Annotated in this window: 25 protein-coding genes; 19 read left to right on the top strand and 6 right to left on the bottom strand. The window is 40.1% G+C overall.

The window, feature by feature from the left end; all coding sequences use genetic code 11:
* Positions 1–189 precede the first annotated feature (189 nt).
* The 3 genes from ahpA to M2353_RS07055 all read left to right on the top strand — a co-directional run bounded on the left by ahpA (position 190) and on the right by M2353_RS07055 (position 2,529).
* A complete protein-coding gene (gene ahpA / locus M2353_RS07045; protein ID WP_007498654.1) occupies positions 190–732 on the top strand; it encodes a biofilm-specific peroxidase AhpA in 543 nt (180 codons plus the stop codon).
* A 276-nt stretch (positions 733–1,008) separates the two neighbouring features.
* The gene (locus M2353_RS07050; protein WP_008345174.1) at positions 1,009–1,467 is read left to right on the top strand and encodes a TlpA disulfide reductase family protein; all 459 of its coding nucleotides are present in this window, start codon (positions 1,009–1,011) and stop codon (positions 1,465–1,467) included.
* A 480-nt stretch (positions 1,468–1,947) separates the two neighbouring features.
* Entirely contained in the window at positions 1,948–2,529 is a 582-nt protein-coding gene (locus M2353_RS07055) for a Rok-like winged helix domain-containing protein (protein WP_007498648.1), read from the top strand.
* A 62-nt stretch (positions 2,530–2,591) separates the two neighbouring features.
* Here the strand turns inward: M2353_RS07055 and M2353_RS07060 are convergent, their stop codons facing one another.
* Positions 2,592–3,509 (bottom strand): coiled-coil domain-containing protein, encoded by a 918-nt coding sequence (locus M2353_RS07060; protein ID WP_079920060.1) that lies wholly within the window; start codon positions 3,507–3,509, stop codon positions 2,592–2,594.
* A gap of 83 nt (positions 3,510–3,592) precedes the next feature.
* Here M2353_RS07060 and M2353_RS07065 point away from each other — a divergent pair, with 83 nt between their 5' ends.
* The 6 genes from M2353_RS07065 to moaD are packed head-to-tail and all read left to right on the top strand — an operon-like array spanning position 3,593 to position 7,723.
* Positions 3,593–4,174, top strand: coding sequence for a molybdenum cofactor guanylyltransferase (locus tag M2353_RS07065; RefSeq protein WP_019743805.1), 582 nt, complete (start codon positions 3,593–3,595; stop codon positions 4,172–4,174).
* A gap of 29 nt (positions 4,175–4,203) precedes the next feature.
* Entirely contained in the window at positions 4,204–5,220 is a 1,017-nt protein-coding gene (locus tag M2353_RS07070; protein WP_284725187.1) for a ThiF family adenylyltransferase, read from the top strand.
* 9 nt (positions 5,221–5,229) lie between these two features.
* Positions 5,230–6,504, top strand: a complete 1,275-nt coding sequence (locus M2353_RS07075) for a molybdopterin molybdotransferase MoeA (protein ID WP_284725188.1) — start codon at positions 5,230–5,232, stop codon at positions 6,502–6,504.
* On the top strand, positions 6,486–7,013 hold the full coding sequence (gene mobB / locus M2353_RS07080) for a molybdopterin-guanine dinucleotide biosynthesis protein B (protein ID WP_041507370.1): 528 nt from the start codon (positions 6,486–6,488) through the stop codon (positions 7,011–7,013). The genes M2353_RS07075 and mobB overlap by 19 nt, the downstream gene beginning before the upstream one ends.
* Positions 7,006–7,497, top strand: coding sequence for a molybdenum cofactor biosynthesis protein MoaE (locus tag M2353_RS07085; protein WP_041092418.1), 492 nt, complete (start codon positions 7,006–7,008; stop codon positions 7,495–7,497). The genes mobB and M2353_RS07085 overlap by 8 nt, the downstream gene beginning before the upstream one ends.
* Positions 7,490–7,723: a molybdopterin converting factor subunit 1 gene (moaD, locus tag M2353_RS07090; RefSeq protein WP_008345159.1), complete on the top strand. Its 234-nt coding sequence runs from the start codon at positions 7,490–7,492 to the stop codon at positions 7,721–7,723. The genes M2353_RS07085 and moaD overlap by 8 nt, the downstream gene beginning before the upstream one ends.
* 47 nt (positions 7,724–7,770) lie before the next feature.
* On the opposite strand, the gene M2353_RS07095 is transcribed toward moaD, so the two are convergent.
* Positions 7,771–8,148, bottom strand: coding sequence for a Rok-like winged helix domain-containing protein (locus tag M2353_RS07095; protein ID WP_039168668.1), 378 nt, complete (start codon positions 8,146–8,148; stop codon positions 7,771–7,773).
* Between the two features lie 517 nt (positions 8,149–8,665).
* Here M2353_RS07095 and yknW point away from each other — a divergent pair.
* From yknW to lepB, 8 genes are all read left to right on the top strand, one after another.
* Complete coding sequence (yknW, locus tag M2353_RS07100) at positions 8,666–9,286, top strand: YknW family membrane protein (RefSeq protein WP_024719557.1); 621 nt, start codon at positions 8,666–8,668, stop codon at positions 9,284–9,286.
* Between the two features lie 20 nt (positions 9,287–9,306).
* The gene (locus M2353_RS07105) at positions 9,307–10,413 is read left to right on the top strand and encodes an efflux RND transporter periplasmic adaptor subunit (RefSeq protein ID WP_284725189.1); all 1,107 of its coding nucleotides are present in this window, start codon (positions 9,307–9,309) and stop codon (positions 10,411–10,413) included.
* Positions 10,410–11,111, top strand: a complete 702-nt coding sequence (locus M2353_RS07110; RefSeq protein WP_041507366.1) for an ABC transporter ATP-binding protein — start codon at positions 10,410–10,412, stop codon at positions 11,109–11,111. Before M2353_RS07105 ends, M2353_RS07110 begins: the two co-directional genes overlap by 4 nt.
* Positions 11,098–12,291 carry an ABC transporter permease gene (locus M2353_RS07115; RefSeq protein WP_073414367.1) on the top strand — a complete coding sequence of 398 codons (1,194 nt, stop codon included), beginning with the start codon at positions 11,098–11,100 and terminating at the stop codon, positions 12,289–12,291. The genes M2353_RS07110 and M2353_RS07115 overlap by 14 nt, the downstream gene beginning before the upstream one ends.
* 336 nt (positions 12,292–12,627) lie before the next feature.
* Positions 12,628–13,383 carry a DeoR/GlpR family DNA-binding transcription regulator gene (locus tag M2353_RS07120; protein WP_008345143.1) on the top strand — a complete coding sequence of 252 codons (756 nt, stop codon included), beginning with the start codon at positions 12,628–12,630 and terminating at the stop codon, positions 13,381–13,383.
* Positions 13,380–14,291: a 1-phosphofructokinase gene (gene pfkB / locus M2353_RS07125; RefSeq protein ID WP_017359406.1), complete on the top strand. Its 912-nt coding sequence runs from the start codon at positions 13,380–13,382 to the stop codon at positions 14,289–14,291. Before M2353_RS07120 ends, pfkB begins: the two co-directional genes overlap by 4 nt.
* Before the next feature lie 13 nt (positions 14,292–14,304).
* Complete coding sequence (locus M2353_RS07130; protein WP_008345139.1) at positions 14,305–16,197, top strand: PTS fructose transporter subunit IIABC; 1,893 nt, start codon at positions 14,305–14,307, stop codon at positions 16,195–16,197.
* Positions 16,198–16,407: 210 nt separating this feature from the next.
* Positions 16,408–16,980 carry a signal peptidase I gene (lepB, locus tag M2353_RS07135; RefSeq protein ID WP_034647709.1) on the top strand — a complete coding sequence of 191 codons (573 nt, stop codon included), beginning with the start codon at positions 16,408–16,410 and terminating at the stop codon, positions 16,978–16,980.
* Positions 16,981–17,043: 63 nt separating this feature from the next.
* On the opposite strand, the gene M2353_RS07140 is transcribed toward lepB, so the two are convergent.
* On the bottom strand, positions 17,044–17,319 hold the full coding sequence (locus M2353_RS07140; protein WP_008345136.1) for a hypothetical protein: 276 nt from the start codon (positions 17,317–17,319) through the stop codon (positions 17,044–17,046).
* A 144-nt stretch (positions 17,320–17,463) separates the two neighbouring features.
* Between M2353_RS07140 and M2353_RS07145 the strand changes: the two genes are divergently transcribed.
* Together M2353_RS07145 and M2353_RS07150 are read left to right on the top strand one after the other, a co-directional pair.
* On the top strand, positions 17,464–19,083 hold the full coding sequence (locus tag M2353_RS07145; RefSeq protein WP_007498620.1) for an ABC-F family ATP-binding cassette domain-containing protein: 1,620 nt from the start codon (positions 17,464–17,466) through the stop codon (positions 19,081–19,083).
* 136 nt (positions 19,084–19,219) lie between these two features.
* The gene (locus M2353_RS07150) at positions 19,220–20,572 is read left to right on the top strand and encodes an IS1182 family transposase (RefSeq protein WP_096880954.1); all 1,353 of its coding nucleotides are present in this window, start codon (positions 19,220–19,222) and stop codon (positions 20,570–20,572) included.
* A 124-nt stretch (positions 20,573–20,696) separates the two neighbouring features.
* Here M2353_RS07150 and M2353_RS07155 read toward each other — a convergent pair whose 3' ends face one another.
* The 3 genes from M2353_RS07155 to mreBH all read right to left on the bottom strand — a co-directional run bounded on the left by M2353_RS07155 (position 20,697) and on the right by mreBH (position 23,249).
* On the bottom strand, positions 20,697–21,929 hold the full coding sequence (locus tag M2353_RS07155; protein WP_284725190.1) for an aminopeptidase: 1,233 nt from the start codon (positions 21,927–21,929) through the stop codon (positions 20,697–20,699).
* 106 nt (positions 21,930–22,035) lie between these two features.
* Complete coding sequence (locus M2353_RS07160; RefSeq protein ID WP_003210922.1) at positions 22,036–22,167, bottom strand: protein YkpC; 132 nt, start codon at positions 22,165–22,167, stop codon at positions 22,036–22,038.
* Positions 22,168–22,241: 74 nt separating this feature from the next.
* The gene (mreBH, locus tag M2353_RS07165; protein ID WP_017359401.1) at positions 22,242–23,249 is read right to left on the bottom strand and encodes a rod-share determining protein MreBH; all 1,008 of its coding nucleotides are present in this window, start codon (positions 23,247–23,249) and stop codon (positions 22,242–22,244) included.
* Between the last annotated feature and the right edge of the window lie 63 nt (positions 23,250–23,312).

Genomic DNA, 23,312 nt, shown 5'->3' on the forward strand with positions numbered 1-23,312 from the left:
AGTTGGAGCGAGAGATTGTGACAAATCGTTAATTAAATTTATTATTAATTAATATTGACTAAAAATCGCTTAAGTATTATAATTATATTTGTGAAGTTATTAACTAAATGAGAATTTAACCTATTGATTCTCATTTTATATACAGCTAAGAAGTCTGTATAAAGATATTATTTTTGGAGGGATTTACATATGGCAGAGCGTTTTGTAGGAAAACAAGCTCCACGTTTTGAAATGGAAGCAGTACTTGCTAATAAGGAATTTGGTAAAGTGAGTTTAGAGGAAAACATCAAGAATGACAAATGGACAGTTCTTTTCTTCTATCCAATGGATTTCACTTTTGTTTGTCCAACTGAAATTACAGCAATGAGCGATCGTTATGATGAGTTCGAAGATTTAGATGCAGAAATCATCGGTGTATCTACTGATACAATCCATACGCATCTTGCTTGGATCAACACAGATCGTAAAGACAATGGTCTTGGAGAATTAAAATACCCACTAGCTGCTGACACAAACCACACAGTATCTAGAGAATACGGTGTTTTAATTGAAGAAGAAGGAATTGCACTTCGTGGTCTATTCATCATTAACCCAGAAGGCGAACTTCAATATCAAACAGTATTCCACAACAATATCGGTCGTGATGTAGATGAGACACTACGTGTTCTTCAAGCATTACAAACTGGTGGACTTTGCCCAGCGAACTGGAAGCCTGGTCAAAAAACACTTTAATTGATAGTTGAAGAAGCAGTCTAACTGATGTTAGACCTTCAGATTGTTGACAAAGGGCTAAAATGAACTTGATTTTAGCCCTTTGTCTTCTTTTCAGCGTGATAGAAAACCTTTGCAGCCCTAGGAAGGACGAGTACTGGCGCGAAGCGAATGTGACATTTGTGAGCATCAGCACGCAGGACTGACAAAGAATGCAAGGGTATGTCTACATGCTGGGGTCTAACTGATGTTAGACCTTTTTGTTTCGAGACATACAATGGATGGAGGCGCTTCAAAATGAAATTACGTCAACCAATGCCAGAACTAACTGGTGCAAAAGAATGGTTAAATGGAGAAGTAACAAGAGAAGAATTAATTGGTGATAAACCAACATTGATCCACTTCTGGTCAGTTAGCTGTCACCTTTGTAAAGAGGCGATGCCGCAAGTGAACCAATTCCGTGATGAATACAAGGATCAACTAAACGTGATCGCAGTTCATATGCCACGTTCAGAGGATGACCTAGATCTAGAAAAAATCAAAGAGGTTGCAAATGAGCATGAAATCACACAGCCAATCTTTGTAGACAGCGACCATAAATTAACAGAAGCATTTGAGAACGAATATGTACCAGCTTACTATGTATTCGATAAAACAGGTGCTTTACGCCACTTCCAAGCTGGCGGCAGCGGTATGAAAATGCTTGAAAAACGTGTCAATCGAGTTCTTTCTGAGTCTGAAAAGGCTGCAGAATAGGCTTTCCCCCCATTCATGGGGGTTTTTTCATGGGGAAAAATAGGAGACATATTGCACTGGATGAATATGATTGTAGGTGGAATGCCTAAGAAAAGAGAAAATGAGGGATTTCATTAAAAAAATTTCCTGAAATAAAAAGGTATTATGACCTATTTACATTTTCGTTTTGAAATGAAAATGTAAAGATTTTAACTTTTACTATTCAGAACGTTTTTGCACAAAAGAAATTTCAGTTTGGTAAATAACTATATAAATCAAGTAGTATAAGCATTTATTTAAAATTTTTACAATATTTTAAAGGTGGTCAAAAGCCTATAGTGGCAATGAAATGGGTGCCGATTTTTCTTCTTTGGCAAAATTTTAGTTGGAAATACCTATCTGATAGCAAACTGTAAAATGATAAAAAAATAGTTGATAAAATTAGTTTTCTAATCTAATATTTACTATAGAATATTTTTTATATGATGAGGGGGAAATCCATTGTTTAATGAGAGGGAAGCGTTACGTTTACGATTGGAACAATTAAACGAAGCAGAAGTAAAGGTCATCCGTGAATATCAAATTGAACGAGATGCGATTTACGCAAAACTAAGAGAATTAGACCGTCAAGGTACAGGTCTCGTCACAGATACAAAAAAAGAAGTGCGTACAGAGAGAAAAACGGATTCGTTGCCTGTATTAGCTGAGCTGGCTGCACAAGAAATGAGAAGCTACAATCAGCCTGCGCAAACGCAGTCAAACGTTACATCATCTTTAGGAACAGGTCAGCTAAATGGTGCACCTGTAGGTATTCCTGAAGGATCTACAAGACGCAGAAGAGGCACAGCTAGACCTGGATCAAAGGCAGCTAAGCTTCGTGAAGCTGCAATCAAAACATTAAAGCGTCATAATGCGGCGATTAAAAGCTCTGAACTTCAAAAAGAGATTGAAAAAGAGAGCGGTCTTGAAATTCCAAATATGACAACGTTTATGCAAAGCTTAATTAAAATGTACCCAGAAGTGAAGAAACCTTATCGCGGACAGTATATTTTAGAAGGCGACATTCAAACAGAAGACGAATAAATAAAAAAGAAACTGCTGGGCGTAAATGCCAGCAGTTTTTTCTTGCGTACGTGATGAATGGATCACTTTTTTTGATCAACTGTATAGACAATCTTTCGTTCTTTGGGCATGTTGTCGCGCTGTTTTTTAAATCCATCGATCTTCACTGTCATGACCTCTCCACTCCGCTGCACCGCATCAACTTTTGCCTGGAGCGTTTCTACTTGTTCGTTTAGTTTCTTCAAAATCGGTCCTATTTCTTCGGTCGTTTGCAAAATAGGGTCTTGTGAGAACGGCTCGGCATTTGTTTGGGCTGACTGGTCGATATCAGCAAAATGAGAAGCGATCCATTCCTCGCTTTCGGCTAACTGTTTTTGGTAGCTCGTGAGCGTTTCGTAAAAAATGGCTTCTTTTGCTTTTTCGATTTGCAGTAATTTTTCTTGTGTTTCATAAAAACGCTCCTGTAGATGCCGCACGCCTTCTTGTAATAAATGAAGCTCTGCGTTTTTATCGCTTAGAGTTTGTTGCAGTTTTTCAATCACAGCGGATAAAGTATTTCCTTTTTTCTCCTCTTTTGCAAGCTGTTTATCTTGGTCTAGTAATCGCTCCTGTAGTTGCTGAGACATTTCCTTATATTTTACAACCTTCAAATGCAATCGGTGCTTTTCCTCTGTTTCTTTTCGTCTATGATAGGTTTCCTTTTGCAGCATTTCATGAAGAAGGACGATTTTATGTAATAATTCCGATTTGCTATAAGAGAGATCCTGTATTTTAGATGATGCTTCGTCCTGGTCAATGGTCATTTCATCCAATTGTTGTTTTAATTGAGTGAAATCCTTTTTCATCTCATGATATTCTTGAGATAGCTTCTTGTTTTTAGCATACGTATACGTGGACTGTAAATCTGAAATCATCTGTTGATATTTGGCCGTTTCAGCTTTTAAAAATAGATTTTCTTGAGACAGATCATGGAATAGGGGAGAAGCATGGCGCCGGTTCATAGGTAGACCCTCCTTATTCATGTTATCAATAAAGTATGCGAAATGAGTGCGATTAGAACAACCATATCAAAGGGGATGAGATGATGAGAATAGTGAATGTGATACTAGCCGGAGGTGCTTCTAGGCGTTTTGGAGAGCCAAAGGCAAGTCATGTCTATCAGGGGAAACCACTATATGAACATGTGAAAGAGCAACTTTTGAAAGGGGAAACCATCATCATCAGTCACCCGAAGCTTCTGCCTTTTTTCAAAGCAAGAGGGGAACAAGCTGTTTGGTTAGATGATGAACAGGTGCGTGGGTATGGCCCGCTTGCAGGCATATATACCGCTATGCAAAAGCAAGAAGCAGAGTGGTATTTAGTGACGGCATGTGATATGCCATTCATACGAAAAGAGACAGCCGTCGCTTTATCTTCTTATTGCCATGAGCATGTAGATGCTGTGGTCCCGATGGTGCAGGAAAGATTACAGCCGTTATTTGCGCTTTATCACCGCCGCAGTCTTCCGTTTATTTCTGCGTGCTTAAAAGAGAATCAATTAGCTATCAAAGACTTATTACAAAAACTTCACGTCCAGGTTGTTCCAGCCGACGAACTGAACGTGGCACCAAATGAATTTCACAATATCAATAAAAGAAGCGATTTACCTGAAAACGGTATGATATGATACATAAAAACGAGGAGGAGAGAACAATATTGAACGAGCGATATTCAAGGCAAATCTTGTTCCCTCCGGTAGGGGAAAAAGGGCAGTCTGCGCTTGCCGAAAGTCATGTCCTTATTGTTGGAGCTGGTGCACTTGGAACAGCGTCTGCTGAAGGGCTTGTCCGTTCAGGAATTGGTACTTTGACGATTGTAGATCGTGATTATGTCGAATTCTCAAATTTACAGCGGCAGCAGCTGTACACTGAATACGATGCAAAGATGCATGTGCCAAAAGCGGCAGCAGCTAAAAAACGTCTCCAAGAGATCAACCATGAAGTGACCATTCACGCTCTTATTGAAGATGCAGGAGTAGAGCTGTTAAGACCTTTATTCCGAAAAGCAAATATCGTCATTGATGCGACAGATAATTTTGAGACAAGAATGGTGATGAATGACTTATCTTTAGAAACAAATACGCCTTGGATTTACGGTGCCTGTGTGAGCAGTCAGGGAATGTATATGACCATTTTGCCGGGCAAAACACCTTGCTTATCTTGTGTGTTTACCTCAGTGCCTGTTGGGGGTTTGACATGTGATACAGCTGGTATTATTTCTCCGGCTGTCCAAATGGTGTCGGCTTATCAGCAGACAGAGGCATTAAAATATTTAACAGGGCATGAAGAGCAAATGGAGCGAAAGTTTGTCACGTTTGATTTGTGGCAGTCGTCTTCGTTTAAAATGGATGTATCTCGTACGAAGCAGGAAAGCTGTCCATCTTGCGGCACACATAGAACGTATCCATATTTAGATGAACAGCGAAAAAAAACAGCGATTCTTTGCGGGCGTGACACCATTCAGATCATATCGAAGGATTTGGAAAACCTTTCATTTCAGCATGTAAAAGAGCGTCTGTCCTCTATTTGTGAGGTGGAAGTGAACGATTTTTTAATTCATATACGCTATGAAACACACCGTATCGTTTGTTTTAAAGGAGGACGTGTATTAATCCATGGGACAAATGATGAAAGAGTAGCCAATTCATTACTAGCAAGACTGCTAGGCATATAGGAGTGAGAAGTGATGGAAAGACGACAGCCAATTCCAGTAGAAGAGGCAGTAAAGAAAGTCCACCCATTTCAAAAACATGGACAAGTCGAATGGGTTCCTTTAAAGAACAGCCTTGGAAGATGGATTGCAGAGGATATTTTAGCAGACCATGATGTTCCTGCCTTTGATCGTTCTCCGTATGATGGTTTTGCACTTCGGGCAGAAGATACAAAGGAAGCATCAAGCGAGCATCCGGTTGAATTTGAGGTCATTGATCATATTGGGGCAGGTATTGTTTCTGCAAAAACGATCGGTCCTTTTCAAGCGATTCGCATCATGACAGGAGCGAAGATTCCAAAAGGAGCAAATGTTGTGATCATGCTCGAATTGACGAAAACGTTTAAAAAAGACGGCAAATCAATGATGTCACTTAAAAGACCTCTGAAAAAGGGAGACAATATTTCTCGGCAAGGAGAAGAGACCCTCAAAGGGAACGTCATGATCAAAAAAGGCTCAAAAGTTACCCCAGGCGTGACGGCGATATTGGCAACGTTCGGGTATGCGGTTGTGCCAGTCGTCAAAAAACCGGTCATCGGTATCATCTCAACAGGTACCGAGCTCCTACAAGTAAGTGATGCCATGGTGGACGGTAAAATTAGAAATAGTAACCTAAGTATGGTGTACGCTCAGGTTCTTGAAGCTGGAGGAGAACCGCTTGATTTAGGCGGTGTATCCGATGATTTTGATCAAAGCTATGAAGCAGTAAAAGCAGCCTTAAGCAAAGTTGATATGCTCATCACAACAGGCGGTGTATCGGTAGGTGATTTTGACTTTTTACCTGCTATTTATGAAAAACTAGGTGCAGATGTGTTGTTTAATAAAGTGGCCATGAGACCTGGAAGTGTGACGACCGTTGCTGCGTTGCCAAATGGTCAATTGCTTTATGGGCTGTCAGGAAATCCGGCTGCCTGTTTTGTTGGCTTTGAACTATTTGTCAAACCGATCATTTATAAATGGTGTTTGAAAGAAAATCCATTTCCCGTTTTTGCTGAGGCGAAGCTGACACATGATTTTCCAAAAGCCAATCCGTTCACACGATTTGTTAGAGCATCACTTGATTTCGCTGGCAGCCAGCTGAGTGTGACGCCAACAGGTCTTGATAAATCTAGTGCGGTGACATCTATTGCTCATGCTGATTGTTTCATTGTTTTGCCCGGAGGAACAAGAGGGTTTAGTGCAGGTGACCAGGTCAGCGTTCTGCTATTTCACCACGAAGGCGGTGCTCCATGTTGGATGACAAATTAAACATTCTACAAGTCGTGGGCTATCAAAATAGTGGTAAAACGACGCTGATCGAAAAATTATGTCAGCTGGCGGATGAAGAAGAAATGAAGCTAGGCTGCTTCAAACATCACGGACATGGTGGAAAGCCAGACCGTCTGTTCAAACAAAAAGATACGGATCGATATGTTCAAGCGGGGGCATTTGCCGCAGGTGTGGAGGGAGAAGGTGAATGTCACTTTTTCATAGGGCACATGACATTCGCACAACTACTCAATATGTGTCAGCATCTTCCTTTAGATGCCGTCTTGATCGAAGGATACAAACAGGCGCCTTACCGCAAAATCCTGTGTGTCAAAGACGAACAGGAACTCATTGATCTTTCAACACTTTCTCATATACAAGCAGCCATTTATTTCAATAAAGAAATACAATTCACTGAGAAATACCCGTTTCCTGTGTTTTCAGCATTTGATAAGCGCGGGATCACATTTGCTTTTAATTTATTGAAGGGGGAAGCCTCGTATGAATGAACTTTTTAACATCACAAAAGAGCCAATTGATGTGAATGAATTGATTCAGCATGTCACAAGACGCAAAGCGGGAGCCATTACGACATTCATAGGCACGGTAAGAGAATGGACAAATGGCAAAAAAACGCTGCGTTTAACATATGAAGCATACATACCAATGGCGGAAAATATGTTGAGTCAAATTGGACAAGAAATTAAAAAACGCTGGCCCGATACAGAAGCTGCTATTGTGCATCGTATTGGCACTCTTGAGATATGTGACATTGCAGTGGCAATAGCTGTTTCATCACCTCATCGGAAAGCTGCATACGAAGCCAATGAATATGCGATTGAACGAATAAAGGAAATCGTTCCTATTTGGAAAAAGGAATACTGGGAAGATGGAGAGGCTTGGATAGGTGATCAGCTTGAAACCGTTTCATACCCGGAAGGAAAACCTAGTACTCTCCAACTTAACGAGAAAGAAGGGAAGCGGCATGATTAGCGTATTATTGTTCGCCGGCCTTGCTGAGAAGGCCGGTAAACAACAAATCATCATTCAAAAAGATCAAACAACGGTTGATGAGATTAAAATAGAATTACAGGAGGTATATGGTGTTGATACTGCACAAAACGTGATGGTTGCAGTCAACGAAATATATACGAGGGGAAATGCTGAAGTGCGTAGCGGGGACACTGTTGCACTCATTCCTCCTGTAAGTGGTGGATAATAGATATTAGAGGACTTGGTTATGGCCGGCGGCTGTAACCAAGTTTTTTATGTGTGAAAAGATTGTAGAGGTACTTGGGTATGATCTTCGTAAATAAAACATCCCCGGCGTGCTTTAGAAATGTGAGGATCGAGCTGTTGAATGAGATCATACAATTCGCTGATTCGTCTCACATTGAAATCTGTTCGTGCTTGAAGCTGTTCTTTTAATTCTTTTGTGCTCACAATGCTTCCCTTTTTTTCTTTAATAATATCTACACACCTTGCTGCGTAGTATATTTTGTCATTAGAAGGTCTGCTCTCTTTCATATCAAGTAATTTAAGCTCATGATAAATCAGTTCTCTTTCCTTTCGAAAGTATTGCCATGCTTCTTGTTCCTTTTCATAAAGTAAAATCAATTGCAGTTTCAATTTTTCTCTTAACATTCACTTGACTCCATTTCCACTATCATTTAACCTACCTCTATTTTACATTATATGAAAAAATAACATTTGATCAAGTAAAATCCTTTTATTTTTATTTTTTTAATATGAAAGTATTGTTACTAAAGGCTCATCTGTTCTATAAAAGGCGCTAAACATAGTCCTATAAAGCCAGGATTCATTGAAATTACTAGGAATATTTTAACAAAAAATTGTTGTGTCTAACTGAGACCATCTGAATCCAAAGGAAAAGGATATTTATTCCGAAAGACATGTTGTTTACTTCATAAAATGTTTTTCAGTCAGTAAAATCAGGATTTTTTCATATGAATATGGTCGGTCCAAGTATCATTTGAAGGATGTCGTTCATGAAAATAGAATAATAGATTCAATCCTATCACTATGAAAATAAGAAAATCAAATGATCTATCACTTATTGGCAATCTTTTGATAAAATAGAAACAACAAGAGTATGAAAAAACGTTTCCATACTTACAGCACATGGAGAGGAAGACATTTGATGAAAGAAACAACGCAAAAACCCACAATTATAGGCGTAAGCACAAGACCATCAGAGCATTTAAAAAGAGTGTGGGAGCAGCCATTCGTTTGGTGGCCTTTATCATGTGTGCTTGTATTAACAGTTGTTGTCACTTATTTGTCTCAGCTAGTGAATGAAGGAATGTGGGCAGATTTAATTTTACCAATCCCTTTCGTTTATGTGATCACGCTCATTGGTTTGGTCATTGGGATTGTCATTAATACTGCCGTATACAAGTTCATCGTCTTTTTAGCAAAAGGTGATGCAACGTTTCAGCAGCTATTTTCAGGTGTGCTTTATATCACACCTATTACGATCATTGGTACGATCATTTCTCATTTAGCGATCATCATGTTTCATGTGCCAAAAGATATCACTATTACCTCATTAAACGCATTCATTCGAATGTCTGGTTCATGGCATGCTGTGTTAGGAAATATTGACCTTTTTGTGATCTGGAATCTTGTTTTAACAGGCTTTTTATTGATCAAGGTCGGCCGCATTTCGCCAAGAATATCTTGGATTATTGTGAGTGTCTTTTATGTATTATCTTTAATTTTTCAATATGTAGGAACTACGATCACCATCAACATGCAGTAAGCTGGGGGTAGAATGTTTTTATGAGAAAGAAAATCATCATCGGATCCATTTTGATTATTGTGATTGGTTTATTTATTGGATTTAACATTGCAAAAAACCAATCAAAACCTGTGTCTACGGCAGCATTTAAAACAGTTAAACTCACACCAAAAGAAATAACTTCTAAGGTGATGACGCCTGGAACACTTTCATTCTCGGAGGAGCAATTTATTTATACAGAAGAGGAGAAGGGAAGCCTGAATCATATCGCTGTGAAAGAAGGAGAAAAAGTGAAAGCTGGAACACCGCTCCTTACATATGAAAATAAGGAACTGGAGCTTGAAGAACAGCAGCAAGCACTTGCGGCTGAATCAAGTACACTAAAGCTTGAACAATTACAAAGTAGACTCAATACATTAGATGAAAATCAGGGAAAAAAGGCGGGCTCTGATTCGAAAAACGAGCGAGATCAGCTTGAACTCGAACTCAAAGCCGCTGAATTAGAGCAAAAACAAGCGGAGCTTAACCAAGAAAAAGTAAAGGCACAAATAGAAGATTTAACGATACATAGCAAAATTGAAGGAACAGTCATCTCCATCGAGCAAGATGCTGGCGCAGGGAAGCTAGAAGAGAGACAGCCGGTAATCCATATTGGCAATGAGAAAAAAATGATTGTACGAGGCTTAATCAGTGAGTATGATGCTATGAAAGTCAAAAAGAAACAAAAAGTAAAGGTAACGTCTGATGTCATTCGCGGAAAGAGTTGGCAAGGAGTGGTGAAAAAAGTGGGCGCTATGCCTACCCAGTCAACAGCAGAAACAGTTGCTAGTGATCAAACCGTACAATATCCAGTCGAAATTGAAATAAAAGGGAAAAAGCCGGATGCAAAACCAGGCTTTAAAATGATCATGGAAATTGAAACGGACAAGCGTCAAGTGCACACAATTCCTGAAACAGCTGTGAAAAAAGACAAAGATGGTTCATACGTTTATGTTGTTGAAAAGAATGCACTGAAGAAAGTAAAAGTGACATTAGGTGAAACGTCAGGTCAAGATCTTGAAGTGACGAAAGGTTTAACAAAAGAAGATCAAATCATTGCAGAGCCATCAGATGATATGTATGACGGAATGGAAGTGAATGCTGAATGATTCAGCTTTCAAACGTGACAAAAAGCTACGAAGTCGCTGAGGAGACATTTGATGTATTAAGTGAAGTGGACCTCGTCATTGGTAAAGGCGAGTATATGTCCATTATGGGCCCGTCCGGCTCTGGAAAATCAACGTTAATGAATATCATTGGCTGTCTGGACCACCCGACCTCCGGACAGTACCATTTTCAAGGTATGGAGCTGTCGGCAGCAAAGGATCAAGAACTGGCAGTGATTCGAAATCGATCCATTGGTTTTGTTTTTCAACAATTTTATTTACTGCCTAGATTAAATGCGAGGCGAAATGTTGAACTTCCGATGATTTACGCTGGTATCAGTCAAAAGGAAAGAAAAGAACGTGCGGAAATGGCACTTGAAAAGGTTGGTTTGGCAGATCGAATGAAGCATATGCCAAACGAGTTGTCAGGGGGGCAAAAGCAAAGAGTAGCCATCGCACGTGCGATTGTCAATGAACCGGAGCTTATCTTGGCAGATGAACCAACAGGCGCTCTTGATTCAAAAACGAGCGGCTCGATTATGGAACAGTTTACAAAGCTCAATGAGGAAGGAACAACGGTTGTGCTCGTTACTCATGAAGAAGAAATAGCTGCGTATACAAACCGGATAGTCGTTGTAAGAGATGGACGCCTCGCTCAAGATAGATTGATACAAGGAGACGCAATGAATGAAACTCTTTGAAAATATCAAAATAGCGCTGAATTCTGTCCTTGCTCATAAATTGCGGTCTATTTTAACGATGCTTGGCATTATTATTGGGGTTGGCTCGGTGATTGCAGTCGTTGCCATCGGTCAAGGCGGCGAGCAAATGCTGAAAGAATCAATTTCAGGGCCAAACAATACCATTGATATGACCTATACACCCTCTGATGAGGAGTTAAATGCGAATCCGAATGCGTTATTTGAAGCCACATTTACTGAAGAAGACATTCAAAGTGTTCAAGCATTGAATGGGGTTAAACAGGTTGCCTCCTCCACGGCACAAGGCATGCAATTAAGATTCCAAGATACAACAATAGATGCAACGGTCAATGGGATTAATGAAGGCTACACGAATGTACATTCTTTACATATAGCAGAAGGACAGGACTTACGTGAAATCGATTTTAGGAGCGGAAGAAGGGCAGCTGTTATTTCAGAAGGGATACAAAAAGAATTGTTTAATGGAGAGAAGGCAGTAGGCGAGTTGATTTGGATGAATGGACAGCCGGTTGAGGTGATCGGGGTTTTAGCAAAACAGGAAGGGCTGTTTTCATTTGATATGAATGAAATATATGTCCCTTTTGCAATGCTGACAACTGCATTTGGTGTGAAAGAATATGATAAGTTGTCTATTCAAGTTGCACATGTTGATCAAATGAAAGAAGTAGGAAAGAGTGCGGCTGCACGCTTAAATGAAAATCACCATACAGACGATGCTTACGAAATGATCAATCTGGAAGAGATTGCAGCAGGCATTGGTCAGATTACGTCTGTTATGACAACAATCATTGGCTCAATTGCTGGTATCTCATTACTTGTCGGCGGCATTGGTGTCATGAATATTATGCTCGTATCAGTCACAGAAAGAACAAGAGAAATCGGAATTCGAAAGGCACTTGGGGCAACTAGGGCTCAAATACTCGTTCAGTTTTTAATTGAGTCTGTCGTCCTTACACTGATCGGTGGGTTACTTGGAATCGCGCTTGGCTTAGGAGGTGCTTCACTTGTGTCACTGTTTGCAGGGTGGCCTTCTCTTGTATCGTGGCAAATCGTATGTGGAGGCGTCCTATTTAGTATGCTCATTGGTATTATTTTTGGACTGATTCCTGCCAATAAAGCAGCGAGGCTCGATCCTATTGAATCACTTAGATATGAATAATCCTAAAGTTAACGTACGAGGTGCTGACAAGAAGGTAGAACGAGATATGTTGCCTGCTGTTCCGCACCTGAAGCCTTTATGCAAAACGCATAAAGGCTTTTTTTCGTTCAATTGAATGAAATGAAAAATGATAGAAATGCTAATATCATGACTTTCTTCTCAATGTCACATATTTTTCAGTTTACAAATGGTACATATAAAGGTAAGATGACCATTGTGAAAGATTTTGATAGTTATTGAATGTATTTGATTGTTTTGTATTGATAATGTTGAAAAAAGCGATTACAATAAAGGTGCGCGCAAAATGAATACGTTTTCAAAAGGGGGGTGTTTTCAATGCTAACACCAGAAAGACATCAACTCATTATCGACTATTTGGAAGAAAACGATGTCATCAAAATACAGGACTTAACGATTATGACGGATGCGTCTGAATCTACAATTAGAAGAGATTTATCAGCCCTCGAAGAAAAAGGCTTTCTTAAAAGAGTTCACGGAGGAGCTGCTAAAATATCTAGTATTCGTCTTGAGCCAGATGTGTTTGAGAAATCTGCCAAAAACCTTCATGAAAAGTCATTGATTGCAGAGGCAGCTGCATCACTTTTAAAACAAGGCGATTGTATTTACTTAGATGCTGGTACGACAACACAGCAAATGATTGACTTTATCGATCCAGATCAAGATATCGTGGTGGTGACAAATGGTGTCATGCACATTGAAGCACTCATGAGAAAAGGCATTTCTTTTTACCTGATAGGCGGATCAGTGAAACATCGAACAGGAGCCATGGTGGGAGCCGCAGCTTTGACAGCTATGGAAAATTACCGTTTTGACAAAAGCTTTGTTGGGACGAACGGCATTCATCCCGAGGCAGGGTTTACAACACCTGATCCAGAAGAAGCGCTCATTAAAAAAAGAGCTATGAAGCAGGCGAAAAAAACCTACATTTTAACAGATGCCTCAAAGTTTGGCGAAATATCGTTTTCAACCTTTGCTAGTTTACAGGAAGCCACCATTATCACAAACGACGCAAAAGAGGATTCATTCGATAATTACCATGAAAAAACGGTTATAAAGGTAGTGAAAACATGATTTATACAGTTACTTTAAACCCATCAGTTGATTACATCGTACACGTGGAGGATTTTGCGGTCGGCGGTTTAAATCGTTCAACCTATGACAAAAAATATCCAGGTGGTAAAGGAATCAATGTCTCAAGGCTTTTAAAACGGCACGGTGTTGAATCAAAAGCACTTGGATTCATTGGCGGTTTTACAGGCAAATATATTCAAGACTTTTTACAAAACGAACAATTACAAACAGCCTTTCATGAGGTGTCAGAAGATACACGTATCAATGTGAAACTAAAAACAGGCGAAGAAACAGAAATCAACGGGCTCGGTCCAAGTATTACTGAAGCACAGTTCGATTCGTTTTTATCCCAATTCACTTCATTAACAGAAGGCGATGTCGTTGTATTAGCGGGTAGCATTCCTTCTTCACTGCCTCATAACACATATGAGCGCATTGCTGAGGTATGTGCGAAGCAAGGGGTAAGAGTAGTACTTGATATTTCTGGAGAAGCCTTAAAAAAAGCAGCAGATCTGAAACCATTCTTAATGAAACCAAACCATCATGAGTTAGGTGAAATGTTTGAAACCAGTATTTCATCTGCAGAAGAAGCCATTCCTTATGGGAAAAAGCTGTTGGAACAAGGTGCTGAACATGTCATTGTATCTATGGCTGGAGACGGCGCTCTCTTATTCAGTAAGGAAGGGATCTTTCAATCTAATGTTCCAAAAGGCAAGCTGATCAACTCAGTTGGTGCAGGGGATTCAGTCGTTGCAGGATTCTTAGCTGGCGTTTCTAAAGGCCTTTCCATAGAAGAATCATTTAAGCTTGGCGTCACATCAGGAAGTGCTACAGCATTTTCTGAGGAACTTGGAACAAAAGAGCTTGTCGATACATTATTGCCACAAGTAAAAGTCACACGCATTTAAAGGAGGAGTCATCATGAAAATTACAGAACTACTCACGAAGCATACGATTAAGCTTCAATTAGACAGCCAGCAAAAAGAAGCCGTTATTGAAGAACTGGTCACTGTATTAGATACAGCTGGTAAATTAAATGATAAAGAAGGCTACAAAGCAGCTGTTGTTAATCGTGAAAAACAAAGCTCTACGGGAATCGGAGAAGGAATTGCGATTCCTCATGCGAAAACAGCAAGTGTGAAAGAACCTGCCATTGCATTTGGCCGTTCAACAGCTGGTGTAGATTATGAATCATTAGACGGACAGCCAAGTCATCTTGTCTTTATGATTGCAGCAACTGAAGGCGCAAACAACACGCATTTAGAAGCACTTTCTCGTTTATCCACACTTCTCATGCGTGAAGAGATCCGAAAGCAGCTTCTTGAAGCGGCTACTGAAGATGAAATCATTGAAATCATCAATACACATGATAAAGACGATGAAGAAGAAGAGGAAGTCAAAGAGGAACCGGCTGCACCGGGAAAACCTGCTAAAATTTTAGCGGTGACAGCTTGTCCAACAGGCATCGCGCATACATTTATGGCCGCAGATGCTTTGAAAGAAAAAGCAAAAGAAATGGGCGTTGACATTAAAGTTGAGACAAACGGCTCTAGTGGAATTAAACATGCCCTGACAGCAAAAGAAATTGAAGAAGCGCCAGCTATTATTGTGGCAGCTGATAAACAAGTGGAAATGGAACGCTTTAAAGGCAAACATGTCATTGAAGTACCTGTGACAGCTGGAATTCGCCGTCCGCAAGAATTGATCGAAAAAGCCATCAATCAAGATGCGCCGATTTATAAAGGTTCAGGCGGCAGTTCTTCAAAAGATGAAAATGAATCGTCAGGTAAGGGAAGAAGTGGATTCTATAAGCACTTAATGAGCGGTGTAAGCAACATGCTTCCGTTTGTTGTTGGGGGCGGTATCCTCGTTGCGATTTCATTCTTCTGGGGAATTAACTCAGCTGACCCTAAAGATCCTTCTTTCAATTCATTTGCAGCTGTATTAAAAGGAATTGGTGGAGATAATGCACTTGCCTTAATCGTTGCTGTATTAGCTGGATTTATCGCAATGAGTATTGCAGATCGTCCAGGTTTCGCACCAGGTATGGTTGGCGGATTCATGGCCTCTGCAGCAGGTGCTGGATTCTTAGGCGGATTGATTGCTGGTTTCCTTGCTGGTTACATCGTGGTGCTGCTCAAAAAAGTATTCACTTTTGTACCACAGTCGCTCGATGGTATTAAACCAGTTCTGCTCTATCCATTGTTCGGTATTTTCTTTACAGGGATTATCATGCATTACATCGTCAACACACCTGTTAAAATGGTCATGGACGGATTAACACACTGGCTTGAATCACTTGGTACTGGAAACCTTGTATTAATGGGGATTATTTTAGCTGGTATGATGGCCATTGATATGGGTGGTCCGATTAACAAAGCGGCCTACACATTTGGTCTTGCGATGATTGCTGCTGGCAACTATGCACCGCATGCTGCGATTATGGCAGGTGGAATGGTGCCGCCTCTAGGAATTGCCCTAGCGACAACGATCTTTAGAAACAAATTCTCTAAACGTGACCGTGAAGCAGGTATTACATGTTACTTCATGGGAGCTGCGTTCATTACGGAAGGGGCGATCCCGTTTGCAGCGGCAGATCCTCTGCGCGTTATTCCTTCAGCTGTGATTGGTGCAGCAGTTGCAGGTGGATTAACAGAATTCTTTAGAGTGACGCTTCCTGCACCGCACGGCGGACTATTCGTTTTCTGGGTAACAAACCATCCAGTTCTTTACATCATCAGCATCTTAATCGGTGCCATTGTTACAGCGCTACTTCTCGGAATTCTAAAAAAACCAGTCCGACAAGAAGCTTAATTTGAAAAGAAGCATCGTGAAGAGCGGTGCTTCTTTTTGTTTAATCATCAGCAAATTAGGAAAAAATATCTAATTGAATGGTTGTCTTGTGAATTTTTAAATAACATGTGATAAAGTAAAGTTATTCAATTCGCGTTTCAAGTCTTTTAGCAGAAAGTCTTAGGAGGAAGCAGTATTTTGAACGAAGAAAACAAACAAAACGAAAATGACATTCAATCTGATGGGAAACAAGCCAAAAAAGAGAAGAAAAGTTCTCTGTTTGAATGGATCAAAGCCATTTTAATTGCACTTGCCCTCGTCCTCATCATCCGTACGTTTATTTTTGAGCCGTATGTGGTGGAAGGAGAGTCAATGGAACCAACCCTTCATGATGGAGAAAAGCTGTTTGTTAACAAAACCATCAACTATCTCGGTGGAGTCAAACGTGGTGACATCGTGATTATTAATGGAAAAGACGGTCAGAAAATTCATTATGTCAAACGATTGATTGGCCTTCCAGGCGACACGATTGAAATGAAGGATGATACGCTTTACATTAATGGTAAAAAAGTAGATGAGCCTTATTTAAAAGAGAACAAGGCGCATGCCAAAGAGTATGAGGTACATTTAACAGGAGATTTTGGTCCAGTGAAAGTACCGAAAAACGATTACTTTGTTATGGGTGACAACAGACTGAATTCTATGGACAGTCGAAATGGACTCGGACTCATTGAAAAGGATCGGATTGTCGGCACATCAGAATTTGTTTTCTTCCCATTTGGCGATATTCGACAAACACAATAAATACACCTTTCTCAATGCGTAAGAAAGGTGCTTGAATGGACGACCCTTCATGTAGGGTCGTTTTTAATTTGGTGTGAGCATCGTGACAATGATGACAATGGCCAAAACAGAAGCGAAAACGGACCCAGTAATCGCCAAAACAGAACGGAATAATCCAATTTTCACATTGTCTTTTCCGCGCTTTTGTAAAAAGCGTTTTGAAAAGATATGGACCAGTGTGTAAATGAGGACAAGCCCAATATAAAGGCCAAAGTCTCTTGCATTAAAGCCTGTCGCTGATAAATAAATGCCCATAAAGAAAATCAATAAACAGTATTCCATGAGTGTGAGTAATCTCAAATCGCCCGAACTCCTTCAATAAAAACATTCCCACTTATTATACCATATTGGACAAAAAGCCTTTGTTCTTAGCGAGAGACGTTTCTATCAATCGTTATTCATGTTATACTTCATATTGATGAATGAGTGATGGAGGATTAATAAATGATTGCAGTGAATAATGTTAGTTTGCGATTTGCTGATCGTAAATTATTTGAAGAAGTAAATATTAAGTTCACTCCTGGCAACTGCTACGGACTAATTGGTGCCAATGGAGCTGGTAAATCAACGTTCTTAAAGATTCTTTCTGGAGAAATTGAAGCTCAAACGGGCGATGTCCATATGAGTCCTGGTGAACGTTTAGCGATTTTAAAACAGAACCACTTTGAATACGAAGAGTTTGAAGTGTTAAAAGTCGTCATCATGGGTCACAAACGTCTATATGATGTGATGCAGGAAAAAGATGCGATTTATATGAAACCTGATTTCTCAGATGAAGACGGGATTCGTGCAGCAGAGCTTGAAGGTGAGTTTGCTGAGTTAAACGGATGGGAAGCGGAAAGTGAAGCTGCGATCCTATTAAAAGGTCTTGGCATTCCAGAGAGCTTGCAATCGAAGAAAATGTCTGAGCTTGGCGGATCTGAAAAGGTAAAAGTATTGTTAGCACAAGCTTTATTCGGTAAACCTGACGTTCTCCTTCTCGATGAGCCAACGAACCATTTGGACTTACAAGCGATCCAGTGGCTAGAAGAGTTCCTCATTAACTTTGAGAATACCGTCATCGTCGTCTCGCATGACCGACATTTCTTAAACAAAGTATGTACGCATATTGCAGACCTTGACTTTGGAAAAATTCAAGTGTATGTCGGAAACTATGATTTCTGGTATGAATCAAGCCAGCTGGCATTAAAACTCAGCCAGGATGCCAACAAGAAAAAAGAAGAACAAATTAAGCAGCTTCAAGAATTCGTTGCTCGGTTCAGTGCGAACGCATCTAAATCGAAGCAAGCGACATCAAGAAAGAAATTGCTTGATAAGATTTCGCTAGATGACATTAAACCATCTTCTCGTAAATATCCTTATGTTCATTTTGCGCCAGAGCGTGAAATCGGAAATGATGTCCTTCAAGTAGAAGGTCTATCAAAAACGATTGACGGTGTAAAAGTACTGGATAACGTCAGCTTTATTATGAATCGTGAGGATAAAATTGCGTTCTTAAGCCGTAATGAGCTTGCTGTCTCTACTTTATTTAAAATCCTTGCTGGTGAAATGGAGCCAGACAGCGGGACGTTTAAATGGGGCGTGACAACATCTCAAGCCTTTTTCCCTAAAGACAACAGTGAATATTTTGAAGGAAGCGATTTAGATCTTGTTGATTGGCTTCGTCAATATTCTCCTAATGATCAAAGTGAAAGCTTCCTGCGTGGTTTCTTAGGCCGTATGCTTTTCTCTGGGGAAGAAGTGAAGAAAAAAGCAAGCGTCTTATCAGGTGGAGAAAAGGTTCGTTGTATGTTATCAAAAATGATGCTGTCTGGAGCGAATATTTTGCTGTTAGACGAGCCGACGAACCATTTAGACCTAGAGTCCATCACAGCGCTGAATAACGGTCTAATGAGCTTTAAAGGGGCTATGCTCTTCTCATCTCATGACCATCAGTTTGTTGAAACAGTTGCAAACCGTATTATCGAAGTGACGCCAAATGGCATCGTTGATAAACAAACAACTTATGATGAGTTCTTATCAGATCAAGAGATTCAAAAAAGACTACAAGAGCTGTATGCATAAACATAAAGAAAAGACATCCACATGAGGATGTCTTCAGGCTGTCGAGAAAATCTCGACAGCTTTATTTTTTTCCTTAAAATTTACATCTCCTCATTTTATAATAGAGAAAAGCCCACTAAAGGAAGGTGTTTTTCTCATGTTCCACACTAGAAATTCTTCTCAGCACGAAGCTGAATTTGTATTGCTAGATCAACTGGTCGAAGAGGATCACCTGCTTCGTAAAATTGATCAGTACATTGATTTTTCATTTATCGTAGATAAAGTAAGACCGTATTATAGCGAGAATAAAGGTCGTCCTTCTCTTGATCCACTTATTTTGTTCAAAATGATGTTTATCGGATACCTGTACGGTATCCGTTCTGAAAGACAACTTGAAAAAGAAATTTACTATAACATGGCGTATAGATGGTTTTTAGGTTTGAACATCAATGACCCCGTTCCTCATCACTCGACCATTAGCTGGAATCGTCGTACTCGATTCAAAGATACAACGATTTTTCAAGACATTTTCGACGAGATTGTGCTTCAAGCTATCAATCATGATATGGTAGGAGGCCGCGTTCTTTTTACTGATTCAACTCATCTTAAAGCCAATGCCAATAAACATAAATATATGAGAAAAACGATTGAACAAGATACCCAGAACTATATAAATGATTTAGAAGAAGCGATCCAAGAAGATCGGGTGGCACACGGAAAAAAGCCCTTAAAGGTAAAAGAGGAGGTGAAAACGGAAAAAGACATTCGTCAAAGTACGACTGATCCTGAAAGTGGCTATCTTTATCGTGAAAACAAACCGGAAGGCTTTTTCTACCTAGACCACCGTACAACGGATATGAAGTACAATATCATCACGGATGCCCACATCACGCCCGGTAATGTCCATGATTCTGTTCCGTATCTTGATCGGTTGGATCACCAAATCGCACGATTTGGTTTTCAAGTAGAAGCTGTTGCCCTTGATTCTGGTTATTTGACGACCCCAATCTGTAAAGGTTTATCAGATCGCCGTATTTTTGGTGTCATCGCACATAGACGCTTTCATCCAACAAGAGGTTTATTTGAGAAGTGGAAATTCAAGTATGACTCTGAACATGATCATTACATATGCCCAAATGGTGAGAAGCTATTATATACAACAACTGATCGAAAGGGTTATCGATTCTACAAATCAGATCCTAAAAAATGTGCATCGTGTTCTTTCCTTGAAAGATGCACAAGGTCGAAAAATCATCAAAAAGTCATCTCAAGACACATATGGGAAGAACATAAAGAAAAGATCAGACAAAATCGTCTATCTGTCTCTGGAAAAGAGCTATATAAAAAAAGAAAAGAAAAAATAGAGCGAAGCTTTGCAGATTCAAAACAACTGCACGGGCTTCGCTACTGCCGGTTGAGGGGAAAACAAAATGTGAGTGAGCAAGTTCTTCTCACAGCTGCCTGTCAGAACATGAAGAAGATTGCCACACATCTAGCGAAGCTAGGTTAGGTGTGTGGGAGGCCTTTTTCATTCAATCTCATCCATCATCATTACGATGAAAATAAAAAAGATTGTAGAAAAACATGAGTTTCTCTACAATCTGAAGACATCCACATGAGGATGTCTTTTTTCTTTAAAAAGCCCAATTTCCATTTCGGAAAATCGGTTCACGTTTACCATCTTTTGTGATCCCATCAATATTCATTTCCTTTGAACCAATCATGAAATCGACGTGTGTAATACTGCTGTTCACACCAGCTGCGTCTAATTCCTCACGTTTCATCTCTTTACCGCCTTCGATATTAAATGCATAACCGCTGCCGATGGCAAGGTGATTGGATGCATTTTCATCGTAAAGTGTATTGTAATAGAGGATATTTGAGTTAGAAATTGGTGAATCATCTGGTACAAGGGCAACCTCACCTAGATAATGTGAGCCTTCATCTGTTTCAACGAGAGAGGTTAAAATGTCTTCGCCCTCTTTGGCTTTCACATCTACAATACGCCCATTTTCAAAGGTTAACGTAAATTCATCGATAATGTTTCCTGCATAACTAAGTGGCTTAGTGCTAGAGACAGTCCCGTTTACACCATCTTTTTTAGGTACGGTAAAGACCTCTTCTGTTGGCATATTGGCCATGAATGATACGCCGCGTTCACTCACGCTGCCAGCACCTACCCAAATATGCTGCTCTGGAAGTTCAATCGTTAAATCTGTACCTGGTGCTTCATAGTGCAGCTTGTTGTAGTGACGTTCATTTAATACTTTTACTTTTTCATTTAGTGATTCATCATGCTTTTTCCACGCTTCAACAGGATCTGGCTGATCAGCGCGGGCGACTTTAAAGATTTGTTCCCATAATAATGCAACAGCTTCTTCATCTGCATGCTCAGGGAAAATCTTTTTCGCCCAATCTTTTGATGCAGCACCGACGACTGTCCATGCAACTTTGTCAGATTGAACGTATTGACGATATGTATGAAGTGCTGAACCTGCAGCTTTTTGCTGTGAAGCAATTTTTTTCGAGTCAATGCCACTTAGAAGATCAGGGCTTTCTGACAAGATCGTAATAAAAGCACCGCCACGTTTTGCGATGGTTTCCATCATCTGTGCTTCCCATTCTGGAAATTGCTCAAACACATCTTGTGGGGCATGTTCATATTTTAAACGGGTCAGAACACCATCACTCCAGCGGATATGTACGTTTTTCGCTCCGCGCTCATATGCGTGTTTTGCCACAAGGCGGACAAGGTCTACAGATTCAGTGAACGCAGATACGACCACTTCTTGACCACTTTGAACATTTACACCTACTTCAACGATGGTTTTTGCATATTGATCTAGTTGTTTTTCGAATGAACTCATAAAAAACCCTCCTTTAGTCATGTTCATCATATCAGATTTAAGACCGAAAAGGAAAATGGGGAGCCGTCCCGAAGCAAAATAAAAAAGCCGCTTTCGTGCGGCTTTTTTAGCGGTTCAGTTGTTTCACAGGCTGTGCATTAGAAGGGGGCATATGTGAAAACGACAGGCTCATTCCTCCTAAAATAATACCGGTTAAAATGACTGTGACAACGACCCGTTTACCTAAATCAAGCAACATGTTCTTCCTCCTTCACGTTTATCCATTCATCACGATATGATCGAAATGATGAAAAAAGAAGTAGAACATGAAGATTATTTTAATGTTTTTTGCAATTTGTCGATTACTTCTAATGAACGACCTGTTCCAATTGCGACAGATTCAAGAGGATTTGCTGCGATATGAACTGGGACGACAATTTCTTGAGAGAGCCATTCTTGAATGCCGTTTAATAGTGCACCACCGCCAGTTAGAATGACGCCGCGATCTACGATATCACCACTCAGTTCTGGAGGGCTGTCTTCTAATGTAGCCCGAATCGCCTCTAAAATATGAAGAAGTGATTCTCGCATAGCACCTTGAATTTCTGTTGATTCAAGTGTAATTGTTTTTGGAAGACCTGTGACAAGGTCGCGTCCACGAACTTCTAATGACTCAGGTTCGTGTTCAATGAGTCCATAACCAATTTCCATTTTTACCTGCTCAGCTGTCCGTTCACCGATCAGTAAATTGTATTTCTTTCTCACAAAAGTAATGATATCTTCATCCAGTTGATCTCCGCCAATTCGGATCGAGTGGCAAGAGACAACTCCGCCAAATGAAATGATCGCTACCTCTGTCGTTCCTCCGCCAATATCTACAACGACGTTGGCAACAGGCTCGTCCACCGGGAGATCAGCACCGATTGCAGCTGCGACGGGTTCTTCAATTAAATGCACATGTTTTGCCCCGCAATTTTTGACAGCATCGCTGATCGCGCGGCGTTCGACAGCTGTTGAACCTGAAGGTGTACAAACAACCACAGTCGGCTTTCTAAAGGTAAACCCAATATTTTTTCCTGCTTTTTTCATAATTTGTTTAAGTAAATCGGTTGTCATATCATAATCAGCGATGACACCATCTTTCATCGGACGGATCGCTACAATTTTTCCAGGTGTTTTCCCAATCATCTCTTTTGCTTCTGACCCCACTGCAAGGACAGTTTTTGTTTCCGTATCTACTGCCACAACGGATGGTTCATTAAGAATAATTCCTTTATTTTTACTGTAAACCAATATGTTAGCTGTTCCTAAATCAATTCCAATTTCGGCATTTTGAAACATGTTTTCACCCAATCTCTATTTTTGCTGTTTTAAACAATTTTACATTTAAAAGTTCAGAGGGTT

The organism is Bacillus aerius, from assembly GCF_029894105.1.
Lineage (GTDB): Bacteria > Bacillota > Bacilli > Bacillales > Bacillaceae > Bacillus > Bacillus altitudinis.

Bases quoted from the DNA above. Each gene is read 5' to 3' on its own strand.
- M2353_RS07145 (WP_007498620.1), top strand. From the start codon at position 17,464: ATGATTGCAGTGAATAATGTTAGTTTGCGATTTGCTGATCGTAAATTA.
- moaD (WP_008345159.1), top strand. From the start codon at position 7,490: ATGATTAGCGTATTATTGTTCGCCGGCCTTGCTGAGAAGGCCGGTAAA.
- M2353_RS07130 (WP_008345139.1), top strand. From the start codon at position 14,305: ATGAAAATTACAGAACTACTCACGAAGCATACGATTAAGCTTCAATTA.
- M2353_RS07065 (WP_019743805.1), top strand. From the start codon at position 3,593: ATGAGAATAGTGAATGTGATACTAGCCGGAGGTGCTTCTAGGCGTTTT.
- M2353_RS07150 (WP_096880954.1), top strand. From the start codon at position 19,220: ATGTTCCACACTAGAAATTCTTCTCAGCACGAAGCTGAATTTGTATTG.
- M2353_RS07105 (WP_284725189.1), top strand. From the start codon at position 9,307: ATGAGAAAGAAAATCATCATCGGATCCATTTTGATTATTGTGATTGGT.
- M2353_RS07085 (WP_041092418.1), top strand. From the start codon at position 7,006: ATGAATGAACTTTTTAACATCACAAAAGAGCCAATTGATGTGAATGAA.
- ahpA (WP_007498654.1), top strand. From the start codon at position 190: ATGGCAGAGCGTTTTGTAGGAAAACAAGCTCCACGTTTTGAAATGGAA.
- pfkB (WP_017359406.1), top strand. From the start codon at position 13,380: ATGATTTATACAGTTACTTTAAACCCATCAGTTGATTACATCGTACAC.
- M2353_RS07110 (WP_041507366.1), top strand. From the start codon at position 10,410: ATGATTCAGCTTTCAAACGTGACAAAAAGCTACGAAGTCGCTGAGGAG.
- M2353_RS07050 (WP_008345174.1), top strand. From the start codon at position 1,009: ATGAAATTACGTCAACCAATGCCAGAACTAACTGGTGCAAAAGAATGG.
- M2353_RS07060 (WP_079920060.1), bottom strand. From the start codon at position 3,509: ATGAACCGGCGCCATGCTTCTCCCCTATTCCATGATCTGTCTCAAGAA.
- M2353_RS07095 (WP_039168668.1), bottom strand. From the start codon at position 8,148: ATGTTAAGAGAAAAATTGAAACTGCAATTGATTTTACTTTATGAAAAG.
- mobB (WP_041507370.1), top strand. From the start codon at position 6,486: ATGTTGGATGACAAATTAAACATTCTACAAGTCGTGGGCTATCAAAAT.
- M2353_RS07155 (WP_284725190.1), bottom strand. From the start codon at position 21,929: ATGAGTTCATTCGAAAAACAACTAGATCAATATGCAAAAACCATCGTT.
- yknW (WP_024719557.1), top strand. From the start codon at position 8,666: ATGAAAGAAACAACGCAAAAACCCACAATTATAGGCGTAAGCACAAGA.
- M2353_RS07160 (WP_003210922.1), bottom strand. From the start codon at position 22,167: ATGTTGCTTGATTTAGGTAAACGGGTCGTTGTCACAGTCATTTTAACC.
- M2353_RS07120 (WP_008345143.1), top strand. From the start codon at position 12,628: ATGCTAACACCAGAAAGACATCAACTCATTATCGACTATTTGGAAGAA.
- mreBH (WP_017359401.1), bottom strand. From the start codon at position 23,249: ATGTTTCAAAATGCCGAAATTGGAATTGATTTAGGAACAGCTAACATA.
- M2353_RS07115 (WP_073414367.1), top strand. From the start codon at position 11,098: ATGAAACTCTTTGAAAATATCAAAATAGCGCTGAATTCTGTCCTTGCT.